The sequence below is a fragment of the Variovorax sp. V213 genome, from assembly GCF_041154455.1.
In the GTDB taxonomy this organism is placed as follows: Bacteria; Pseudomonadota; Gammaproteobacteria; order Burkholderiales; family Burkholderiaceae_C; genus Variovorax.
In genome coordinates this window covers 5,086,844-5,105,536 of sequence record NZ_AP028664.1, presented here as the reverse complement: position 1 = coordinate 5,105,536, position 18,693 = coordinate 5,086,844, and the positions used below count along the sequence as shown (strand labels likewise).

Annotated in this window: 19 protein-coding genes; 4 read left to right on the top strand and 15 right to left on the bottom strand. The window is 67.6% G+C overall.

Annotated features, from left to right (window positions below):
- Positions 1-26: 26 nt before the first annotated feature.
- Positions 27-1,364: a hypothetical protein gene (locus tag ACAM55_RS24085; RefSeq protein WP_369653938.1), complete on the top strand. Its 1,338-nt coding sequence runs from the start codon at positions 27-29 to the stop codon at positions 1,362-1,364.
- Positions 1,365-1,385: 21 nt separating this feature from the next.
- Here ACAM55_RS24085 and ACAM55_RS24080 read toward each other — a convergent pair whose 3' ends face one another.
- From ACAM55_RS24080 to ACAM55_RS24065, 4 genes are read right to left on the bottom strand one after another with little or no spacing between them, the layout of a single operon-like run.
- On the bottom strand, positions 1,386-3,194 hold the full coding sequence (locus ACAM55_RS24080; protein WP_369653937.1) for a feruloyl-CoA synthase: 1,809 nt from the start codon (positions 3,192-3,194) through the stop codon (positions 1,386-1,388).
- Between the two features lies 1 nt (position 3,195).
- Complete coding sequence (locus ACAM55_RS24075; protein WP_369653936.1) at positions 3,196-4,137, bottom strand: 3-hydroxyacyl-CoA dehydrogenase NAD-binding domain-containing protein; 942 nt, start codon at positions 4,135-4,137, stop codon at positions 3,196-3,198.
- Positions 4,138-4,147: 10 nt separating this feature from the next.
- Positions 4,148-5,140 (bottom strand): Bug family tripartite tricarboxylate transporter substrate binding protein, encoded by a 993-nt coding sequence (locus ACAM55_RS24070; RefSeq protein ID WP_369653935.1) that lies wholly within the window; start codon positions 5,138-5,140, stop codon positions 4,148-4,150.
- A 52-nt stretch (positions 5,141-5,192) separates the two neighbouring features.
- Complete coding sequence (locus ACAM55_RS24065; protein ID WP_369653934.1) at positions 5,193-6,116, bottom strand: 3-keto-5-aminohexanoate cleavage protein; 924 nt, start codon at positions 6,114-6,116, stop codon at positions 5,193-5,195.
- Positions 6,117-6,260: 144 nt separating this feature from the next.
- On the opposite strand from ACAM55_RS24065, the gene ACAM55_RS24060 reads away from it, so the two are divergent.
- Both ACAM55_RS24060 and ACAM55_RS24055 read left to right on the top strand, forming a co-directional pair.
- A complete protein-coding gene (locus ACAM55_RS24060) occupies positions 6,261-6,968 on the top strand; it encodes a Crp/Fnr family transcriptional regulator (protein WP_369653933.1) in 708 nt (235 codons plus the stop codon).
- Positions 6,969-7,020: 52 nt separating this feature from the next.
- Complete coding sequence (locus ACAM55_RS24055) at positions 7,021-7,416, top strand: hypothetical protein (RefSeq protein ID WP_369653932.1); 396 nt, start codon at positions 7,021-7,023, stop codon at positions 7,414-7,416.
- A 2-nt stretch (positions 7,417-7,418) separates the two neighbouring features.
- On the opposite strand, the gene ACAM55_RS24050 is transcribed toward ACAM55_RS24055, so the two are convergent.
- On the bottom strand, positions 7,419-7,655 hold the full coding sequence (locus ACAM55_RS24050) for a 4-oxalocrotonate tautomerase family protein (protein ID WP_369653931.1): 237 nt from the start codon (positions 7,653-7,655) through the stop codon (positions 7,419-7,421).
- 27 nt (positions 7,656-7,682) lie between these two features.
- Positions 7,683-8,429, bottom strand: coding sequence for an SDR family NAD(P)-dependent oxidoreductase (locus ACAM55_RS24045; protein ID WP_369653930.1), 747 nt, complete (start codon positions 8,427-8,429; stop codon positions 7,683-7,685).
- Between the two features lie 106 nt (positions 8,430-8,535).
- Here ACAM55_RS24045 and ACAM55_RS24040 point away from each other — a divergent pair, with 106 nt between their 5' ends.
- Positions 8,536-9,447 (top strand): LysR substrate-binding domain-containing protein, encoded by a 912-nt coding sequence (locus tag ACAM55_RS24040; protein WP_369653929.1) that lies wholly within the window; start codon positions 8,536-8,538, stop codon positions 9,445-9,447.
- A gap of 6 nt (positions 9,448-9,453) precedes the next feature.
- Here the strand turns inward: ACAM55_RS24040 and ACAM55_RS24035 are convergent, their stop codons facing one another.
- From ACAM55_RS24035 to ACAM55_RS23995, 9 genes are all read right to left on the bottom strand, one after another.
- Positions 9,454-10,155: an ABC transporter ATP-binding protein gene (locus tag ACAM55_RS24035; protein WP_055807081.1), complete on the bottom strand. Its 702-nt coding sequence runs from the start codon at positions 10,153-10,155 to the stop codon at positions 9,454-9,456.
- On the bottom strand, positions 10,155-10,907 hold the full coding sequence (locus tag ACAM55_RS24030) for an ABC transporter ATP-binding protein (RefSeq protein ID WP_369653928.1): 753 nt from the start codon (positions 10,905-10,907) through the stop codon (positions 10,155-10,157). Before ACAM55_RS24030 ends, ACAM55_RS24035 begins: the two co-directional genes overlap by 1 nt.
- 124 nt (positions 10,908-11,031) lie before the next feature.
- Positions 11,032-12,018 carry a branched-chain amino acid ABC transporter permease gene (locus tag ACAM55_RS24025; protein ID WP_369653927.1) on the bottom strand — a complete coding sequence of 329 codons (987 nt, stop codon included), beginning with the start codon at positions 12,016-12,018 and terminating at the stop codon, positions 11,032-11,034.
- Positions 12,015-12,887, bottom strand: coding sequence for a branched-chain amino acid ABC transporter permease (locus ACAM55_RS24020; RefSeq protein ID WP_369653926.1), 873 nt, complete (start codon positions 12,885-12,887; stop codon positions 12,015-12,017). Before ACAM55_RS24020 ends, ACAM55_RS24025 begins: the two co-directional genes overlap by 4 nt.
- A 154-nt stretch (positions 12,888-13,041) precedes the next feature.
- Positions 13,042-14,214, bottom strand: a complete 1,173-nt coding sequence (locus ACAM55_RS24015; protein WP_369653925.1) for an ABC transporter substrate-binding protein — start codon at positions 14,212-14,214, stop codon at positions 13,042-13,044.
- On the bottom strand, positions 14,211-15,014 hold the full coding sequence (locus ACAM55_RS24010; RefSeq protein WP_369653924.1) for an alpha/beta fold hydrolase: 804 nt from the start codon (positions 15,012-15,014) through the stop codon (positions 14,211-14,213). Before ACAM55_RS24010 ends, ACAM55_RS24015 begins: the two co-directional genes overlap by 4 nt.
- Positions 15,015-15,060: 46 nt before the next feature.
- Positions 15,061-16,611, bottom strand: a complete 1,551-nt coding sequence (locus tag ACAM55_RS24005; protein ID WP_369653923.1) for a benzoate-CoA ligase family protein — start codon at positions 16,609-16,611, stop codon at positions 15,061-15,063.
- Positions 16,612-16,638: 27 nt separating this feature from the next.
- Positions 16,639-18,189 carry a 3,4-dehydroadipyl-CoA semialdehyde dehydrogenase gene (locus ACAM55_RS24000; protein WP_369653922.1) on the bottom strand — a complete coding sequence of 517 codons (1,551 nt, stop codon included), beginning with the start codon at positions 18,187-18,189 and terminating at the stop codon, positions 16,639-16,641.
- Positions 18,186-18,659, bottom strand: coding sequence for a DUF4863 family protein (locus ACAM55_RS23995; RefSeq protein ID WP_369653921.1), 474 nt, complete (start codon positions 18,657-18,659; stop codon positions 18,186-18,188). Before ACAM55_RS23995 ends, ACAM55_RS24000 begins: the two co-directional genes overlap by 4 nt.
- Positions 18,660-18,693 lie beyond the last annotated feature (34 nt).

Here is an 18,693-nt window from a genome sequence, read left to right as displayed (position 1 = left end):
TCGCCTTTGCGTGCTAACTTGGTCCGATGAAGCACCCCGTCCGACGCTGGCTCATCGGCATTGCCGCGGTGTTGCTGCTCGGCACCGGCGCGCTGGTGTGGCTGGCCAGCACCCGCTTGCCCAGCGACGAGGAAGTGGCCGCGCGGATTTCCGAAGCGTTCGAAAAGCGCTTCGGCGTCGGCCTGAAGATCGGCGGCGCGCATTGGACGCTCTGGCCCAGCCCGGTGCTGGTGCTGTCCGAAGTCGCCACCGATCAGCCGCGCCCCATCACCCTGCGCCGCATCACGCTCCAGCTCAAGCTCCGGAAGCTGCTGCATCGGATCGTCGCCATCGACGAGGCCGAGATCGAAAGCCTGGTGCTGCCGCGCGAGTCGGTGCGCGCATTCCGCGGCAAGGGACCCAAGCCGAAGGAGGGCGGCGACATCGTCGCGCTGTCCGCGCCCTGGGCGCTGGCGCCCATTCCGCTGGAAAAGATGCGCTGGCGCGACCTGGTCTGGATCGACCGGCGCGACATTGCCCTGGCCTATGACGGCGACATTGATTTCGATGCCCACTGGCGCCCGCGCCAGGCGCGCATCGAACGTGCAGGCGCCTCGCCCCCCGCGCGGCTGCGCCTGGACCGCGAAGCCGGCCGGGACCGATGGCGCACGCGCATCGACGTGGGCGGCGGCACGTGGAGCGGTGTCACGCTCTTGGAGAACTTGCCGAACGATATGCTGCGTGTGTCGGCCGAGCTCGAGCCTCGGCAGGTGGACATCGAAGGGCTGGTGCAGGCCTTTGGCCGGCGCACCGCCGTGGCCGGCAAGGTCTCGGGCCAAACCACGCTGGTGTCCGAAGCCGGCGAGGTGGGCGCGCTGATGCGCAACCTGCGCACCCACACCACATTCTCGGTGCGGCCCGCCATGCTCACCCGGCTCGACCTGGCCAAGGCCGTAAGCACCGCGGGCATCAGCCGCGGCGGCACCACGCCGCTCGACGAACTCACTGGCATCCTCGACACGCAGGGCACCGAAGACGGCATCGTGATGCGCTACACGGAGCTCAAGGCGCGCTCGGGCATGCTCACTGCCAGCGGCAACCTGCGGCTCTTCAACCGCAAGCTGGACGGCGAAATGGCGGTCGACCTCGTCGATGGCGTGGTGGGCATGCCGCTCAAGATCGGCGGGACGATGAGCGATCCCGAGGTGTCGCTGACCGGTGGCGCGCTGGCCGGCGCAGCGGTCGGCACCGCGGTGCTGCCGGGCGTGGGCACGGCCATCGGCGCGCGCGTGGGCCAGCAGATGGAAAGGCTGTTCGGCGCGGACGAGCCCGCGAAGAAGAAGGCGCCGCCCCAGCCGCAAAAATCGCCGGGCGTTTCTCGCTGATGGCCTTCTTCTTGCAGCAGTTCAACCACGCAGGTGGATCACCTGCAGGTCGTGGTGCGCGCCGGCATGCAGCCGCACCACCTCGGCCGCGCGCCGCGTGAGCACGGCACGCTGGTTGATGTAGCCCTTGTCGGTGATCTCGCCCGCGTCGAGGCTCGGCGGTTCGGTGAGCACCAGCGCGCGCGTCGGGCATTGCGAAGAACCGGCGCCTTCCTCGCGCAGCGCGCGCAGCACGTCGGCGATGCGCTCGGCCAACACTTGCGGCGCGGCCTGTGGGCCGGGAAACACCAGCATGCCGATCTCGTCGCGGTCGTGGCCCGTGAGCACCACGTCCTGCACATGCGGCGCCAGCATCGACACCAGCTTGACGCGCAACGTGCCCACCGACACCCAGGTGCCGCTCGAAAGCTTGAAGTCTTCGGCCACGCGGCCGTTGAAGATCACCCCCTGCGCGGGCTCGGCGGGGTTCGCAAGAAAGCCGGCATCGCCGATGCGGTAGTAACCCTCTTCGTCGAAAGCCTCCGCCGTTTCGCGCGGCGCATGGCGGTAGCCCGGGAACACCGAGACGCCCTTGACGCGCATCTCGAGCTTCTGGCCGTTGGGCACGAACTTGAGTTCGAGTCCTGGCAGCGGCGCACCAATGCAGCCCGCGCCGTCCAGCTTCCAGTGCGCCGAGGTGATGGCGGGCGACGTTTCGGTCGCGCCCCATGAGGTGGTAAGCCACAGCGGGCGCTCGGGCCGCACGCGCTCGGCCACCGCTTCGAGCCGCTGCCAGGTCGAGGGCGCGAGCGCCGCGGCCGCGTAGAAGGCGAGCCGCAGGCGCGAGAACACCTCGGCGGCGAGCGCATCGTCGGCTTCGAGAAACGGCAGCAGCATGTCGAAGCCGCGCGGCACGTTGAACAGCAGCGTGGGCTTCACCTCGCGCAGGTTGCGCACCGTCTTTTCGATGAGCCCCGGCGCGGGGCGGCCCTCGTCGATGTAGAGCGCACCGCCGTGGCACAGCACCATGTTCAGGTTGTGGTTGGCGCCGAAGGTATGGCTCCAGGGCAGCCAGTCGACCAGCACCGGTTTTTCCCGCGTGAGGAAGCGCCAGGTCTGCGCCATCATCTGCTGGTTGGCGCAGAGCATGCGGTGCGTGTTGATCACCACCTTGGGCGTGCCGGTGGAACCCGAGGTCAGCAGGTATTTGGCGTGGGTGTCGGGCAGCACCGCTTCGTAAGCCTGCATCACGGCCGGCGTTTCGCTGGCCTGCAGCAGCTGCGCGAAGGGCAGGGCGCCGGGGTGCGCGTCGGCGTTGCGGCTGAACACCGCCACCGCCTCCACGCCGGAGCCCGCGAGTGCGCCGCCATACACCTTGGCATCCGAGGCGTAGATCAACGCCGGCTGCAGCGCCTGCAGCATGCCGTGCAAACGCGACGGATCCTTTGCCATGCGCGAATAGGCGCTCGACAGCGAGCAGGCCGTGCGGCCGATGTGCATTGCCGCGAGCATCAGCACGGCGTGGTCGATCGCGTTGTCCGAGAGGATCGCGATGGGCTTGCCCGCCGGCAGCTGCAGGTCGAGCAGCGCCTGCGCCACTGCGCCGACGGCATGGCGCAACCCGCGGTAGTCGAGCTTGCGCCAACCTTCGCCGCTCTCGTCGCGCTCCGCGAAAGCCAGCGCATCGGGGGTTTCGCGCGCCCAGCGCTCGATCCATTCGCCGATGCAGCGCGCATAGGGCTTGAGCGCCACCGGCGAACGCAGCGCGAAGGAGCCGTCGTCGAAGTCGATGCGCACCGTGCGCGGCGGGGCGATCTGGCTCTCGTCCAGGAGGAAGTCGTCGTCTGTCATTTCAATCGAGTCTGCCGGTGTCGGCTTTGGCGCGAATCAGGTTCAACAGCAGCATGTCGCGCGCGGCCTCGAGGTCGGCCACGCGCCGTGCGCCCAGTTCTTCGGCCACGCCCTCGGCCACCTTCTGCTTGAGTTCCGTCGTCATGGATGGCGCGCCGAGATCCTTCCACCAGTCCTCGATCGGCCCGCCCAGGTGGGCGAGCACATGCGCGATGCCGCCCGCGCCGCCGGAGAGATGCAGGTTCATGAACGGCCCCATCACCGCCCACCGCAGGCCGGGGCCGTGCGCAATGGCGGTGTCGATGTCGGCCACGCTGGCCACGCCTTCGTTGACGAGGTGAAAGGCCTCGCGCCAGAGCGCGGCCTGCAGCCGGTTCGCGATGTGGCCCTTGACCTCGCGCTTCACGTGGATCGGCCGCTTGCCGATGGAGGCATAGAAGGCCATCGTGCGCTCGATGGTCTCGGCCGAAGTGCGTTCGCCGCCCACCACTTCCACCAGCGGAATCAGGTGCGGCGGATTGAAGGGGTGGCCCAGCACCACGCGTTCCGGATGCCGGCATTCGGCCTGCACCGCGCTGATGGCGAGCCCCGAAGAGCTCGACGCCAGGATCGCGTGGGCGGGCGCGGCCTCGTCCATGCGGCGGAACAGGTCGATCTTGAAATCCAGCCGCTCGGGGCCGCTCTCCTGGACGAAGTCGGCCTCTGCCACCGCGTCTTCGAGCCGCGCATGGAAGCGCAGCCGACCCACCGAGGCACTCTCTGCCAGCCCGAAGCGCTCGAGCGTGGGCCAGTGCGCAGCCACCGCCGCGCGCAGCCGCGCCTCGGCGTCGGGCGAGGGGTCGGTGGCGTCCACGTCGAGGCCGCGCGCAAGGAAGAAGGCGGCCCAGCTGGCGCCGATGACGCCGGTGGCGACCACCGCCACGCGTTTCGGATTCGGTTCCATCGGCATCGCCTCAGGAGTCCGCCGTGAAGCCGATCTTCTTCACGAGCGGCCCCCAGCGTTCGGCCTCGGCCTTCTGCGAGCGTGCCATCTCCTCGGACGTGGAGCCCTGGGCGATCAGGCCGACCACGGCGAGGCTGTCCGTCACCACCTTTTCCTTGATGGCCGCGTTGATCGCGGCATTGGCCGTTGCCACCACGCTGGCCGGCGTCCTGGCCGGCGCGTAGAAGCCGAACCATTCCTCGGTGGTCAGTTCCGCAAAGCCCTGTTCGGCAAAGGTCGGTACCTCCGGCGAGAACGGCGAGCGCGCCTTGCCCGAAGTGGCGAGCAGCCGCAGCTTGCCGGCCTTGTGGTTCGGGATGAAGTCGCCGCTCGGGGTGACCATGGCGGCGATCTGCCCGCCCACCACGTCTGTCACGCCGGGAATGGAGCCGCGATAGGGCACGTGCTTCAGTTCGACCCCGTTGTTGAGGCCCAGCAGCGCGCCGATGAAATGCGGCGTCGAACCGGCCGCCGGCGAGCCGTAGCTGGCCTGGTTCGGGTTGGCCTTGGCCCAGGCCAGGAAGTCTTTCACCGTGCGCACCTCGGGCGGCACCAGCGGGCCGACCGCCAGGCCGTGGTGCATGACGGCGGCAATCGACACCGGCACGAAATCCTTGCCCGGGTCGTAGCTCAGCTTGCTGTAGATGTGCGGGTAGATCGAGGTGCACGAGAACGGCGACAGCGCCAGCACGCTGCCGTCGGCCGGCGCGTTCTTGAGGGTTTCGAGCGCGATGCGGCCGCCCGCGCCCGGCTTGTTTTCGACCACGGCCGCATTGCGCGTATAGGCCGAGCCAGCGAGCTTTTCGCCCACGCGGCGCGCCACGCTGTCGCCGGCGCTGCCGGCCGGAAAACCGTAGTAGATCTTGACCTGTTCGAGCGCCTGGGCCAGCGCGGCCAGCGGCGAGAGGGTACCCAGCGCAGTGGCTGCGCCCAGGGTATGGAGGAAGTGGCGGCGGGTGTTCATGAGATGTCTCCTGGTATCTTCGGGGCGGTTTCTGGCGGGTTGCACGGCCTTTTCAACGCGGCGCGAATTCGGGGCGCGGCCCGCCTCCGCGCGGCAGCCCCATCATCTGCCTTGCCTCGGCCGGCGTGGCCACTTCCATGTCGAGCTCATGGATAACGCGCACGATGCGTTCGGTCAGCTGCACGTTGGTGGCGAGCTCGCCCTGGCGGAAATACAGGTTGTCTTCCAGTCCCACGCGTGCATGCCCGCCGAGCAGAAGCGCCGCCACGTTGGCCTCCAGCTGCGAAGGGCCGATGCCGCTCACGCAGAAGATGCTGCCCTTGGGCAGGGTGTCGACCATCATCTGCAGGAAGCGCGGCGAATACGGCATCGCGTTCTGGAAGTTGCGGTGCACGTTCATCACCAGGTTGATGAAGTACGGCTCGTCGTCATGGCCCTCGTCGATCAGCGTGGTCGTGTCCTGCAGGATGTGCGTGGGGCTGAACACCTCCCACTCGGGCTTGATGCCGCGCGCCTTCATGCCGGCGGCCAGCTCGCGGCCCCTGGTAATCGGTGTGTCCATCAGGATCTGCTTGCCCTCGAAGCTCAGGTTCAGCGTGGTCGCGTCCAGCGTGCACATCTCGGCGCCCGCGTCCATGCCCTTGATGCGCTCTTCCCATGCAATTTCCCAGCGCTCGCCGGCCAGCGGCTTCACCATGTCGCCGTGCACGCCGCCGCCGGTGGAGTTGTTGATGACGATGTCGCAGCCGCCCGCGCGGATGCGGCTGTTGATGTCGCGGTACACGTCGGCATTGCAGGTGGCACCGTCGTCGGGCCGGCGGGCGTGGATCGCCACCACGCTGGCGCCGGCATTCCAGCAGCGCAGCACGTCGGCCGCGATCTCGTCCGGCTGGGTGGGAAGGTGGGGGTTCTGCGACTTGTGCGCCATCCCGCCCGTGGGGGCGATGGTCACGATCACTTTGCGCTTCGACGACATTGCTCCGGGTCTCCTGGTGTCTTCTTTCATGAGGGGCGCGCTATTATTTTTGGCGGCGCAGTCACACTCAGTCATTGCGACGACATTTAGGCTCAGGGTTTACGCGGCGTGGGCCGCGCCCGTGCCATCAGGAGCTTTCTTTTCATGCCCACGACGAAGCCGGCCATCAAGGCGGCATCGCTGACTGTTCCACAGCTGCTTCAGCGCTCGGCCTGGTTTCCGCTGCTCGACGAGGCGGCGCGCGAGCGCGTGCTCGACGAGATCCGCGAGGTCGAAGTCGCGGCCGGCGCCGCCCTGTGCCGGCGCGGCGATACGCCACTGCACTGGTACGGCACGCTCGAGGGCCTGCTCAAGTGGTCGATCACTTCGAGCGACGGCCGCTCGGTCACTTTCGGCGGGCTCTCGGTCGGCAGCTGGTTCGGCGAAGGCACGCTGCTGCGCGGCGCTCCGCGCTCGGCCGACGTCATCGCGCTGCGGCCCAGCCGCGTGGCCCAATTGCCGCTGGAGACTTTCGAGTGGCTGCACCGCACGCAGCGCGGCTTCGATCATTTCCTGCTGCAGCAGCTCAACGAGCGGCTGCACTGGTTCATGGGCAACTACGCGGCGCACCGGCTGCTCGACGCCGACAGCCAGGTGGCCCGTGCGCTGGCGGGGCTGTTCCATCCGTGGCTGTATCCGGGCAGCGAGCTGCATCTGCAGACCTCGCAGGAGGAGATCGCGAATCTGTCGGGCGTATCGCGGCAGCGCTGCAATGCCGCGCTGAACCGGCTGAAGGAAGCGGGGTTCCTGCGGATCGAGTACGGCGGCATCACCGTGATCGATCTGGACGGGCTGCGGCGGTTCATCGAGTAGGCCGCCACAAGGGCTGACTATGATTTTCCGCTGATCTTCAGGGAGACTCCCCATGCTCGAGTTCAACCTCTTCGCCGACTACTTCCAGTTCTATATCCAGGACGAATCTGCGGATGGTGATCTTTCGGACGCCTGGTCCGATGAAGCCGTGGAGCAGCTCTTCGCCGTCAGGCCCGGCGTCGTCGGTATCGGCACCGTGAGGAACATGGACGTGCCCGTGACCGTCGAGGTCCTCGAGACGGAAAAAGCCGTCGATCTCTCCGAATGGGACCACGTCGTCGATGCGGCCCGCATTCCCGTGGCGCCGGGAACCTACCGCTTGCGCGCCTGCTATGCGGGTCTCGACACCCTGTCCGATGGCGGCCTGCAAGGCAGCGACCGCTACCACCTGCAGCTGTGGCCGGCGCCCGCCATCGAACCGGTGGTTCTCAAGCAGCGCGCGGCTTGACGCTATCGCTGGATTTCACTGGTTTTTTTTGCGTCTTCCGCCAGCCGCTTGCGGTATTCGGTGGTCGTCACGCCGCCGAAGCCCCAGTCGTCCGTATCGATTTCCTCGATCACGATGTGCGTCCACTCCGGCGGCTTCTTCAGCACGCGTTCGAGGGTTTCCGTGAACTCGGCGATGACCTGGGCCTTCTGTTCGCGGGTGACGCCGTCGCGGGTGATCTTCAGGTTGATGAAAGGCATGGTGTGCTCCTTGGATGAATGAGGTGATTACCACTTGCCCGTGCTCATGCCGCCGTCCACCGGCAGCACCACGCCCGTCGTGAAGTCGGCGCTCGTGAGGTAGAGCACCGCGTCGGCGATCTCGCGCACGGTCGCAATGCGGCCGGCAGGCGAGAGGCCGTTCAGGAAGCCGTGCTGCTCGGGCGTGTAGAGCGGCGTGTCGACGATCCCGGGCGCCACCGCGTTCACCTTGACGTTGTATGGCGCGAGTTCGAGTGCCAGCGCGCGCGTTGCGGCATTGATGCCGCCCTTGATCAGCACCGGCAGCGCGGCCGGCACCTGCTGGTTCGGCTGCAGCGCGATGCTTGCGGTGATGTTCACGATGTGGCCCCGGCGGCGCGCGACCATGTGCTTTGCTGTGGCCTGGGAGGCGTAGACGAAGCCCTTGAGGTTGGTGGCCACCAGCTGGTCGAGTTCATCCTCGGTGTATTCGACAAAAGGCTTGGCGTTGAAGATGCCCGCGTTGTTGATGAGCACGTCGACCTGGCCGAAACGCTCCACGGCGCGGTCGATGAGCTGCCGTGCGGTGTCGCGCTGGCCGATGTCGCCGGCCACGCCGAGAAAGCGCGTCGGGTTCCCGAGTTGCTTCGCCGCGGCGGTGAGCCGCTCGTCGGTGCGTGCGTTGGCGACCACGTTGAAGCCACGTTCGAGATAAGCCTGTGCGAGTCCCAGGCCGATGCCGCTCGAGGCACCGGTGATGACGACCGTGGACGGGGTGTTGAGGGTGTCTTGCATGTCGGTACTCCAAGAGAGTTGAAGGGATAGACGAACTGTATTGATGACACCTCGATCGATAAATCACTAGACTCGCACTTCAATTGATACATGGGGTAATCAAACCATGCAGCGGCAGTTCGGCGACATCCTTCTCGGCAGCATCGAGCTGTTCTGCCTGGCGGCGGAAACGGGCGGCTTCACCTCGGCCGCGCTGGCTGCGGGCGTCACGCCTGCGGCCGTCAGCCGCTCGATCTCGCGGCTCGAAAAACGGCTGGGCCTGCGCCTCTTCGTGCGCACCACGCGCAGCGTTCGGCTGACCGACTCGGGCCGGTCCTACTTCGCTCAGTGCCGCCAGGCGCTGGCGCAGCTGGCGGAGGCCGAGCGCGAGGTCATGGGCCAGCAGGCGCAGCCCTCGGGCATGCTGCGCATCAGCGTGCCCACCACCTACGGCCACCACCGCATCCTGCCGCTGCTGCCGGTGTTTCGCGAACGCTTTCCCGACATCCGGCTGCACGTTCACCTGAGCAACCGCAACATCGACTTCGTGGAAGAGGGCTACGACATGGCCGTGCGAGTGCGCGCCCAGCCCGACTCCACGCTGATCGCGCGGCACCTCGAGGATGCGGATCTGGTGGTGGTGGCGAGCCGCAAGTATTTGAAGAAGGCCGGCACGCCGCGTACGCTGGACGATCTTTCCGCGCACGAGTGCATCCAGTTCGAGCTGCCCAGCAGCGGCCGCCGCATTTCATGGCTCTTCAAGGAAAACGGCGAGGACCGCGAAGTCTTCGCGGACAGCGCCTACAGCTGCTCCGACGACGTGCTGGGCGGCGTCACGCTCGCCAGGAGCGACGCCGGGCTCTTCCAGACCTATCGCTTCGTGGTGGAAAAAGAGCTGGCCGACGGCTCGCTCGTCGAGGTGCTGAAGCCGTTCGCGGGCCGCTCGCGGCCCTACACGCTGCTGTATCCCGACGGGCGGCATGTGCCGCTGCGCATGCGGGTGTTCATCGACTTTCTGATGGCGCAGCGGGCCGCCTGAAGCGCCTTACACACCCAGCAATTCTTCGAGCGCCTGAGGCTCCGCCAGCAGGTCGGCCGACGCACCGTGCCGCACGATCTGCCCCTTCTCCATCACCATCGCCAGGTCGGTGTGCGCGAGCACCTTGCGGTAGTCGCGGTCGACGATGAGCGTGGCGATGCCGGTCGCGCGAATCTCCCCGATCACGCGCCAGATCTCGGCCACGATCAGCGGCGCGAGGCCTTCGGTGGCCTCGTCGAGGATGAGCAGGCGCGGGTTGGTCATCAGCGCGCGGCCGATGGAGAGCATCTGCTGCTCGCCGCCCGAGAGCTGCTGGCCGCCATGCGAGAGCCGCTCGGCGAGCCGCGGAAAGGTGGCCATCACGCGGTCGAAGGTCCAGGCGCGGTGCCCGTCGATGCCTGCGCGCTCGCTCATCACGAGGTTCTCGCGCACCGAGAGGTTCGGGAAGATGCCGCGGCCCTCGGGCACGTAACCGATGCCCAGGCGCGCCATCTTCTCCGGCGGCCAGCCGGTGACCGTGCGGCCATCGACCTGCACTTCGCCCGAGGCGGGGCGCACATAGCCCATCATGCTGCGGATCAGCGTGGTCTTGCCCATGCCGTTGCGCCCGAGCAGGCCCACCGACGTGGCGGCTGGAATGCCGGCATGCACGCCGCGCAGGATGTGGCTGTTGCCGTAGTAGGTGTTGAGATCGCGGACGACGAGCATCAGTGGTCTTCTCCGAGGTAGGCAGTTCGCACTTCGGGGTTTTCGCGGATCGAGGCCGGATCGCCCGTTGCGATGACGGTGCCGTTCACCATCACCGTGATGCGGTCGGCGATACGGAACACCGCATCCATGTCGTGCTCCACCAGCAGGATCGCATGGGTCGATTTGAGCCGCGCGAGCAGAGTCAGCATGCGATCGGTTTCCTCGGCGCCCATGCCCGCGAGCGGCTCGTCGAGCAGCAGCACGCGCGGCTTGGTGGCAAGGCACATCGCCACTTCGAGCTGGCGCTGCGCGCCGTGGCTCAGCGTGCCGGCCACGCGCCGGGCTTCGTTCGAAAGGCCCGCGGCCTCGAGCGCCGCATCGGCCGCCGCGTTGCTGGCCGCGCAGCGCTGCGACGACTGCCACACCGTCCACGGCCGCGCCGTGGCGGCCTGCGCCGCGAGCCGGCAGTTCTCGTGCACGCTGAACTCCGGGAAGATGGTCGTGCGCTGGTAGCTGCGGCCCACGCCCGCCCGCGCGCGGCGCCACTGCGCACGCCGCGTGACGTCGATGCCGTCGAGCGCAATGCGTCCTTCGGAGGCTTCGATCTCGCCCGAGAGCATGTTGATGAGCGTCGACTTGCCCGCGCCGTTGGTGCCGATCACCGCATGGACTTCGCCGACGTGCAGGTCGAGCGTGACGGCGTTCACGGCCGTGAGGCCGCCGAAGCGGCGCGTGAGGCCTTGAACGGAAAGAAGAGCGGTGGCGTTCATGGTTTGGCTCCTTCCCCCTTTGGGGGAAGGTTGGGATGGGGGCGGGCAGAGCGCTCGGTGGTGGCGCCGCGTGCCCTCACCCCAGCCCTCCCCCGGGAGGGGAGGGAGAAACACCGGGAGCAGGTCATGCGGCCTCCTTTGGAGACAAGCGCTTCACCAGGCCGATGAGACCCTTGGGCAACAGCGCCACGAAGACGATGATCGCGATGCCCAGCGTCAGCTGCCAGTGGTCCGCGAGCGGGCCCATCACGGCGTGCGTCGAGAAGATCTCCTTCAGCAGCGTGAACGCAACGGCGCCGATGACCGCGCCGCGCAAATGGCCGAGGCCACCCAGGATCACCATCAGCAGCACCTCGCCCGAGTTGTGCCATGCCATGAGCTCGGGGTTGACCACGCCATCGCGCGAGGCCAGCAGAAATCCCGCCAGCCCGGCCAGCGCGCCCGCCAGCACGAAGGCCGCGAGCTTGTACCCATACACCGGAAAACCCGCCGCGCGCATGCGCTGCTCGTTCACGCGGATGCCCGCCAGCGCCGCGCCGAAGCGCGAGCGGCGAACCAGCGCCAGCAGGCCGTAGGTGAACACCAGCGACGCGAGCACCACGTAGAACAGCACCATGCGGTTCTCCATGTCGAGCTTGCCGATGGCCGGCCGCACGTACATGTAGATGCCGTCGCTGCCGCCGCCCACCTTGGTGTCGTGGAACACGAAGAAGGCCATCTGCGCGAAGGCCAGCGTCACCATGATGAAGTACACGCCGCGCGTGCGCAGGCTCAGGGCGCCCACGAACAATGCGTAGAGCGCCGCCACGCCCATGGCCGCCGGCAGCAGCAGCGCGAGGTTGCCGCCCTCGCTGCCCGAGGCCAGTACCGTGACGTAGGCGCCGATGCCGTAGAACGCCGCATGTCCCAGGCTCACGAGCCCGGTCATGCCGACCAGCAGTTCGAGGCTCAACGCGAAGATCGACAGGATCATCACCTTGACGACGAAGTCCGAGACGTAGTTGCCCATGAGCGGGCCGAACACGCCGATGGCAATGGCGCAGGCCACCGGCACGGCGAATGCGCCGAGCCGCAGGGAGGTTGTGCGCATGGAGGTGGTGGCTTCGGTCATGGCCGCCTCCCCATCAGCCCTTCGGGCTTCCAGATCAGCACGATGGCCATCAACAGGTAGATGCCGATGCCGGCGAGGTCCGCGAAGAACACCTTGCCGAAGGTGTCGACGAAGCCCACCAGCAGCGAGGCCAGCAGCGCGCCGGTGATCGAGCCGATGCCGCCGATCACCACCAGCACGAAGCAGATGATGAGCACGCTCGCGCCCATGTTCGGATACACCGAGGACATCGGCGCCGCGATCATCCCGGCCAGCGCCGCCAGCGCCACGCCGGCTGCGAACACGATGCGGTAGAGCCGCTTCACGTCGATGCCCAGGCCGCGCACCATGTCGCGGTTGCTCGCGCCCGCGCGGATCATCATGCCGAGCCGCGTGCGGTTGACCACCCAATACAAACCCGCCGCAAGCACGATGCACGCGGCCGAGGCAAAGAGCCGGTACCACGGGTAGCTCATGACGTTGCCGAGCGCAAAGCTGCCGTCGAGCCATGCCGGCACCTTCACGCCATGCACGTCGTTGCCCACGAGGATGGAGCGCAGTTCCTCGAACACGAGGATGAGCCCGTAGGTCATCAGCACCTGCTGAAGGTGGTCGCGCTGGTACAGGTAGCTGAAGAAGGCCCATTCGAGCAGGTAGCCGAAGACGGCCGCCAGCACCACGCCGGCCCCCAGCATCAAGAGAAACTGGTCGCCGAACAGCGGCGCGAGCGCGAACGCCATGTACGCGCCGATCATGTAGAAGCTGCCGTGGGCGAGGTTGATCACGCCCATGATCCCGAAGATCAGCGTGAGCCCCGAGGCCACCAGGAAGAGAAGGAGTCCGTACTGAACCGAGTTCAGGCACTGGACGAGGAAGGTGCCGAAATCCACGTTGGGTTCATCCCTGTGAGACCGTGAAGGGAGCGTGGCGCGACAGCGCCCGCGATGTTCGGGGGACACCGCGGAACCGGCTTTGCCGGGCCGCTGGTGTCGCCCCCTTGAGGGGGAGTCGAGCTACACGAAGTGAGCGAGGGACGGGGGTGGGTTACATCCTGCAGCCGCGCGCGGGGTCTGCGAGACCCTTGATCGCCGTGCTCACCAGCTTGTTCTCCTTGCCTTCCACCTTGCGCAGATAGATGTCCTGCACCGGGTTGTGCGACTTGCTCATGGTGAACGTGCCGCGCGGGCTGTCGATCTTCGCTTTCTCGATGGCGGCCGTGAACTCGGCCTTCTTGCCGATGTCGCCCTTGGTGGCGGCGAGGCCCACGCCCAGCATCTGCGCCGCGTCGTAGCCCTGCACGGCATACACGTCGGGCTGCAGCTTGAAGGCCTTGGCGTAGCCGACGCGGAAGGCGTTGTCGCGCGCGGTGTTGAGGCCGTCGGCGTAGTGCAGCGTGGTCAGCATGCCTTGCGCAGCTTCGCCCTGCGCATCGAGCGTGCCGTCGGTCAGGAAGCCCGGGCCGTAGAGCGGAATGGTCTTGTTGAGGCCCGCTGCCTGATAGTCCTTGACGAACTTCACCGCGCCGCCGCCCGCGAAGAAGGCGTACACCGCATCAGGCTTGGCCGCCGCGATCTCGGTCAGGAGGGCCTGGAACTCGACGTTGGGAAACGGCAGCGTGAGCTGCTTCTCGACCTTGCCGCCGTTCTTCTCGAAGCCTTCCTTGAAGCCGTTGACCGACTCGTCGCCGGCCGCGTATTTCCAGGTGATGGTCATCGCCTTCTTCTTGCCCTGCTGCTTGGCGGCGACCTCGCCCATGGCGAACGCCGGCTGCCAGTTGCTGAACGAGCTGCGGAAGATGTTGGGCGCGCACATCGGGCCCGTGACCGCGTCGGCGCCGGCGTTCGGCACGATCAGCACGGTGCCGCTTTCCTTCGCGGCCTTGGCCATGGCCATGGCGACGCCGGAGTGCACGGTGCCCACGATCACGTCGACGTTGTCGCGCTTGATCAGCTTGTTGACGTTGTCGGTCGCCTTGGCGGGATCGGACTCGTCGTCGACCTTGAAGTATTCGATCTCGCGGCCGGCGAGCTTGCCGCCGTGTTCTTCCACGTAGAGCTTGAAGCCGTTTTCGATGGCCACGCCCAGTGCGGTGTAGGTGCCGCTGTACGGCAGCATCAGGCCGACCTTGAGCTTGCCGGTGCCCTGGGCGCTGGCGGCGGATGCCAGGGCGGCGAATGCGATCGCCGTGAGCGCGAGGCGGGCGGTGCGGATGGTCATGATGGCTGTCTCCTGTTTTTGCCAATGAAAGAAGTGGTCGCGACGATGACACGATCCGGCTGATCGCGATGCGGGGAATGCCCGCATTCGGGGATTTCCACCAGTTCGCAGCCGGGCACGCGCGCCGCGATGCCGCGGATTTGCGCAAGGGTGCCGTATTCGTCGTCGATGCCCTGGATGGCGAGCACCGGGCAGCGGATGGTATCGAGCTCGGACTCGATGTTCCATTCACGGAAGGGCGGGTGCAGCCAGATGCGGTTCCAGCCCCAGAAGGCGGAGTCGGCGCTGTCGTGGTAGCGGCCGAGCTTCTTCGGCAGGTCGGTGCCGAGGTAGGCGCTGCGGGCCTGTTCGATGTTCGCCACGGTCACGTCTTCCACGAAGATGTGCGGGGCAAGAACCACCAGGCCGGACACGTTGCCGGGAAAGCGCGAGGCATACAGCAGGCTGATCGAGCCGCCGTCGCTGTGGCCGAAGAGCCAGGGTTTTTCGTCGCCGATCGTCAGCGCGGCGAACAGCGCGGGCAGCACTTCGTGCGCCTGGCGGTGCATGAAGTCGACGTCCCAGATCTCGTTTGCTTCACGCGGCGTGGAGCGGCCGTAGCCGGGTCGCGAGAACACGAGGCCGCGCGCGCCGGCGGCTTGGCAGACTTGCGCGGGAAAGTCCTTCCACATGGCGACCGAGCCCAGGCCTTCGTGGAGGAAGACGATGAGCGGCGCATTCTTCCGCTCGGGTGCGATCCACTGGCACTCGATGCGGACAGGGCGGCCGCGCCATTCGATGGTGGCGAAGTCGGTGGTCATGGCTGTTACTCCCTCTCCCTCTGGGAGAGGGGACGCAGCGGAAACCTCATGCCTGCTTCTCCCTTTCCCGCAGCCTGAACCGCTGGATCTTCCCCGTCGCCGTCTTCGGCAGTTCCTGGACGAACTCCAGAAAGCGCGGGTACTTGTACGGTGCGAGCCGCTCTTTCACGAAAGCCTTCAGCTCGTCGTCCGTGATCGATTGGCCGTCTTTCAGAACGACGAAAGCCTTGGTCTTGGTGAGGCCGTCCGAATCTTCCTTGCCGATCACCGCGGCCTCGAGCACCGCGGGGTGCTGCATCAGCGTGGCCTCGACCTCGAAGGGCGACACGTAGATGCCGCTGACCTTCAGCATGTCGTCGCTGCGGCCGGCGTAAGTGTAGTAGCCGTCGGCATCGCGCGTGTACTTGTCGCCGCTCTTGGTCCAGCCGCCCTGGAAGGTCTCGCGCGACTTCTCGCGGTTGCACCAGTACATCAGCGCCGAGCTCGGGCCGCGGATGTAGAGGTCGCCCACTTCGCCATCGGGCACCGGCCGGCCGTCCTCGCCGCGCAGCTCGACCTCATAGCCTTCCACCGGCTTGCCGGTGGTGCCGTAGCGCACGTCGCCGGGCCGGTTGGAGAGGAAGATGTGCAGCATCTCGGTGGAGCCGATGCCGTCGATGATCTCGCAGCCGAAGTGCGCCTTGAAGCGTTGCGCGATCTCGCCGGGCAAGGCCTCCCCGGCGGAAGAACACATGCGCAATGCGACGGCTTCGCGCGGCGGCAGCTTCGGGGAGGCGAGCATGCCGGCAAAGCCGGTGGGTGCGCCGAAGAACACGGTGGGTTTGTGCTCCACCCAGCGGCGGAAGGTAGCGTCGGGTGTCGGGCGCTCGGCCATCAGCACGACGGTCGCACCGACCGAAAGGGGAAAGGTCAGCGCGTTGCCGAGCCCGTACGCAAAGTACATCTTCGCGGCCGAGAAGCAGACGTCGTTCTCGGTGAGCCCGAGCACCGGCTTGCCGTAAAGCTCGGCCGTCCACCACAGGTTGGCGTGCGTGTGGACCGTGCCCTTGGGCTTGCCGGTGGAGCCGGACGAATACAGCCAGAAGCCGGGATCGTCCGAGGCCGTGGGCGCGGGCGATGCCATCGGCTCGGCAGCGGCGAGCGCAGCTTCGAATTCCTGCCCGCCTGCCGGCAGCGCACCCGTCGGCTGCGAAACGATCAGCGTGTGCACTTCGTGCGCGCCGCGGGTCATCGCCTCCTGCAGCGTGGGCAGCAGCGCACCCGACACCAGCACGGCCTGGGCGCGGCTGTGGTCCAGCATGTAGGCGTAGTCGTCGGGCGTGAGCAGCGTGTTGACGGCGACGGGAACGACGCCCGCATACAGGCAGCCCAGGAAGCTCACCGGCCAGTCGCTGCTGTCGAGCATCAGCAGCAGCACGCGTTCCTCGCGGCGCACGCCGGCGGCCTTCAAAGCGGCGGCCAGGCGGCGCGCGCGCTCTTCGAGCTGGCCGTAGCCGAGCGTGCCGCGGTCGTCGATGTAGGCGGTGCGATCGGCACGGCCGCGGTTGAGGGCGAACAGGTGTTCGGCAAAATTGAATCGTGCGGGCGGGCTCGTCATGGGGTCTCCTTGGGCCGTGTTCTTTTTCTAGAGGCCGAGCTGCGCGAGCACGCCGGGGCTCGCTTGCACGGCGCTGCGGCGATGGTAGAAGTCCAGCGCGCGCAATCCGCCCAGTTCGGCGCCACCGCCGGCGCGGCCGGGGCCGCCGTGCAGCGACATCGGCATCACGTTGCCGTGGCCGGTGTGGGCCTGGGCCACTTCGGGCGTGACCACGTGCACGCGGCCGTGGCTCGGTGCGACGGCCAGCGCGGCCTCTGCCAACGCGGCGTCGTCGCTGCCGTAGAGCGAAGTCACCAGAGAACCCTGGCCGCGATGCGCCAGCGCGATGCCATGCGCAAGGTCGCGGTAGGGCAGCAGCGTGGCGACAGGGCCGAACACTTCCACGTCGTGCACGCGCTCTGCCGCATCGGCATCGCGCGCGCCCAGCAGCACCGGGCCGATGCAGGCAGCCACTGCCGGGTCGGCCTCGATCAGCGGCGTCTTGCGGCCGTCGTACAGCACGGTGGTCTGCGCCGACAGTGCTTCCAGGCCTTCATTCACTGCGTCCAGCTGTGCGCGGCTCACGAGCGAGCCCATGCGCACGCTCTCGTTGCGCGGGTTGCCGACGGCCACGCCCTTGAGCTTGGCGCCAATGGCTTCGGCCACGGCGTCGTACACCTCGGCCGGCACCAGGATGCGGCGGATGGCGGTGCACTTCTGGCCCGACTTCACCGTCATCTCGCGCGCCACTTCGCGCACGAGCAGGTTGAAGGCGTCGCTGCCGGGCGCGGCGCCGGGCAGCAGCAGGGCGCTGTTGAGGCTGTCGGCCTCGATGTTCACACGCACCGAACGCTCGGCCACGGCCGGGTGCGAGCGGATCACCGCCGCCGTTTCGGCAGAGCCGGTGAAAGAGACCACGTCGAAAGGCTGCAGCGCATCCATCAAGCCCGCGGAACTGCCGCAGACCACCGAAAGTGCGCCCGCGGGCAGCACGCCCGCGTCGACCACGTCCTTGACCATGCGCTGCGTGAGCCAGGCGGTGGCCGTGGCAGGCTTCACGATCACGGGCACGCCCGAAAGCAGCGCGGGCGCGGCCTTTTCCCACAGTCCCCAGGAGGGGAAGTTGAAGGCGTTGATGAACAGCGCCACGCCCTGCGTCGGCAGCTGCAGATGCTGCGACTGGAACATCGGCTCCTTGCCGAGCCTGGCCGCATCGCCGTCGCGCAGCGCGCGCACGTCGCCCAGGCCGTCGCCCCACTTGGCGTACTGGCCGAGCGTGAAGATCGCACCGTCGATGTCGACGGCCGAATCGTTCTTCACGGTGCCCGAATTGGCCGTGGCAATCTCGTAGTAAGCGTCGCGGTTGGCCTGCAGCACCTTCACGATGGCGCCGAGCAGCGCCGCGCGCTGGCGGTAGGTGAGGGCGCGCAGCGCGTTGCCGCCCTGTTCGCGCGCAAAGGCAAAGGCGGCGGGCAGGTCGAGGCCGGTGGCGTCGACGCGCGCGAGCTCGGTGCCCAGCACCGGGTCGAACAGAGGCGTGCCGGCGCCCGATCCGCTTTGCCAGCGGCCGGCGACGTGGTTGGGGAGGAGCTCGGTCATTGGGTGAATTTGATCTGCCCTTCGGGCAGTAGATAGAGAACGAGTGCGCGGCCTTGCGCCACGGTCGGCCGGTGCGCAGTGCCGGGCCCGTAGACGCACCAGCCCGCCGGCCGTCCGTCGAAGGTGGCATCGGCGCTGCCTTCGAGTGGCATGATCAGGTCGATCTCGCCATTCGGATGCGTGTGGTGCGGCCCGGCGATGTCCTGCATGTCGACCACGTCGACCGAGAACCGGTGCAGCGCGTCTTCGGCCTTGAACACGCGGCCATACTTGATGCCGCCGCCTTCGCGCTCGCACAGCCAGCCTTCGGCCACGCCGCCGATGCAGGCCTGGCGCAGCTGCTCGAAACGGGGGCTGCCCGCACCATGGGTGGCGTTGAGCCACTGGTCGAGTTGTTCGTCGAGCGGCCTGCCGGCAATTTCGGCGGTCAGGCCGGCGATCAACTGGTGAAATGCTTCCTTGCTGGACATTGGCGGGCTTCCTTTGGGAGGCTGGCTGGCAGGG

What these genes read in the sequence shown, in the direction of transcription:
- ACAM55_RS24070 (WP_369653935.1), bottom strand. Translation starts at nt 5,140, where the DNA reads ATGAACACCCGCCGCCACTTCCTCCATACCCTGGGCGCAGCCACTGCG.
- ACAM55_RS24025 (WP_369653927.1), bottom strand. Translation starts at nt 12,018, where the DNA reads ATGACCGAAGCCACCACCTCCATGCGCACAACCTCCCTGCGGCTCGGC.
- ACAM55_RS24040 (WP_369653929.1), top strand. Translation starts at nt 8,536, where the DNA reads ATGCAGCGGCAGTTCGGCGACATCCTTCTCGGCAGCATCGAGCTGTTC.
- ACAM55_RS24035 (WP_055807081.1), bottom strand. Translation starts at nt 10,155, where the DNA reads ATGCTCGTCGTCCGCGATCTCAACACCTACTACGGCAACAGCCACATC.
- ACAM55_RS24000 (WP_369653922.1), bottom strand. Translation starts at nt 18,189, where the DNA reads ATGACCGAGCTCCTCCCCAACCACGTCGCCGGCCGCTGGCAAAGCGGA.
- ACAM55_RS24010 (WP_369653924.1), bottom strand. Translation starts at nt 15,014, where the DNA reads ATGACCACCGACTTCGCCACCATCGAATGGCGCGGCCGCCCTGTCCGC.
- ACAM55_RS24080 (WP_369653937.1), bottom strand. Translation starts at nt 3,194, where the DNA reads ATGACAGACGACGACTTCCTCCTGGACGAGAGCCAGATCGCCCCGCCG.
- ACAM55_RS24075 (WP_369653936.1), bottom strand. Translation starts at nt 4,137, where the DNA reads ATGGAACCGAATCCGAAACGCGTGGCGGTGGTCGCCACCGGCGTCATC.
- ACAM55_RS24060 (WP_369653933.1), top strand. Translation starts at nt 6,261, where the DNA reads ATGCCCACGACGAAGCCGGCCATCAAGGCGGCATCGCTGACTGTTCCA.
- ACAM55_RS24015 (WP_369653925.1), bottom strand. Translation starts at nt 14,214, where the DNA reads ATGACCATCCGCACCGCCCGCCTCGCGCTCACGGCGATCGCATTCGCC.
- ACAM55_RS24045 (WP_369653930.1), bottom strand. Translation starts at nt 8,429, where the DNA reads ATGCAAGACACCCTCAACACCCCGTCCACGGTCGTCATCACCGGTGCC.
- ACAM55_RS24085 (WP_369653938.1), top strand. Translation starts at nt 27, where the DNA reads ATGAAGCACCCCGTCCGACGCTGGCTCATCGGCATTGCCGCGGTGTTG.
- ACAM55_RS23995 (WP_369653921.1), bottom strand. Translation starts at nt 18,659, where the DNA reads ATGTCCAGCAAGGAAGCATTTCACCAGTTGATCGCCGGCCTGACCGCC.
- ACAM55_RS24065 (WP_369653934.1), bottom strand. Translation starts at nt 6,116, where the DNA reads ATGTCGTCGAAGCGCAAAGTGATCGTGACCATCGCCCCCACGGGCGGG.
- ACAM55_RS24005 (WP_369653923.1), bottom strand. Translation starts at nt 16,611, where the DNA reads ATGACGAGCCCGCCCGCACGATTCAATTTTGCCGAACACCTGTTCGCC.
- ACAM55_RS24055 (WP_369653932.1), top strand. Translation starts at nt 7,021, where the DNA reads ATGCTCGAGTTCAACCTCTTCGCCGACTACTTCCAGTTCTATATCCAG.
- ACAM55_RS24030 (WP_369653928.1), bottom strand. Translation starts at nt 10,907, where the DNA reads ATGAACGCCACCGCTCTTCTTTCCGTTCAAGGCCTCACGCGCCGCTTC.
- ACAM55_RS24050 (WP_369653931.1), bottom strand. Translation starts at nt 7,655, where the DNA reads ATGCCTTTCATCAACCTGAAGATCACCCGCGACGGCGTCACCCGCGAA.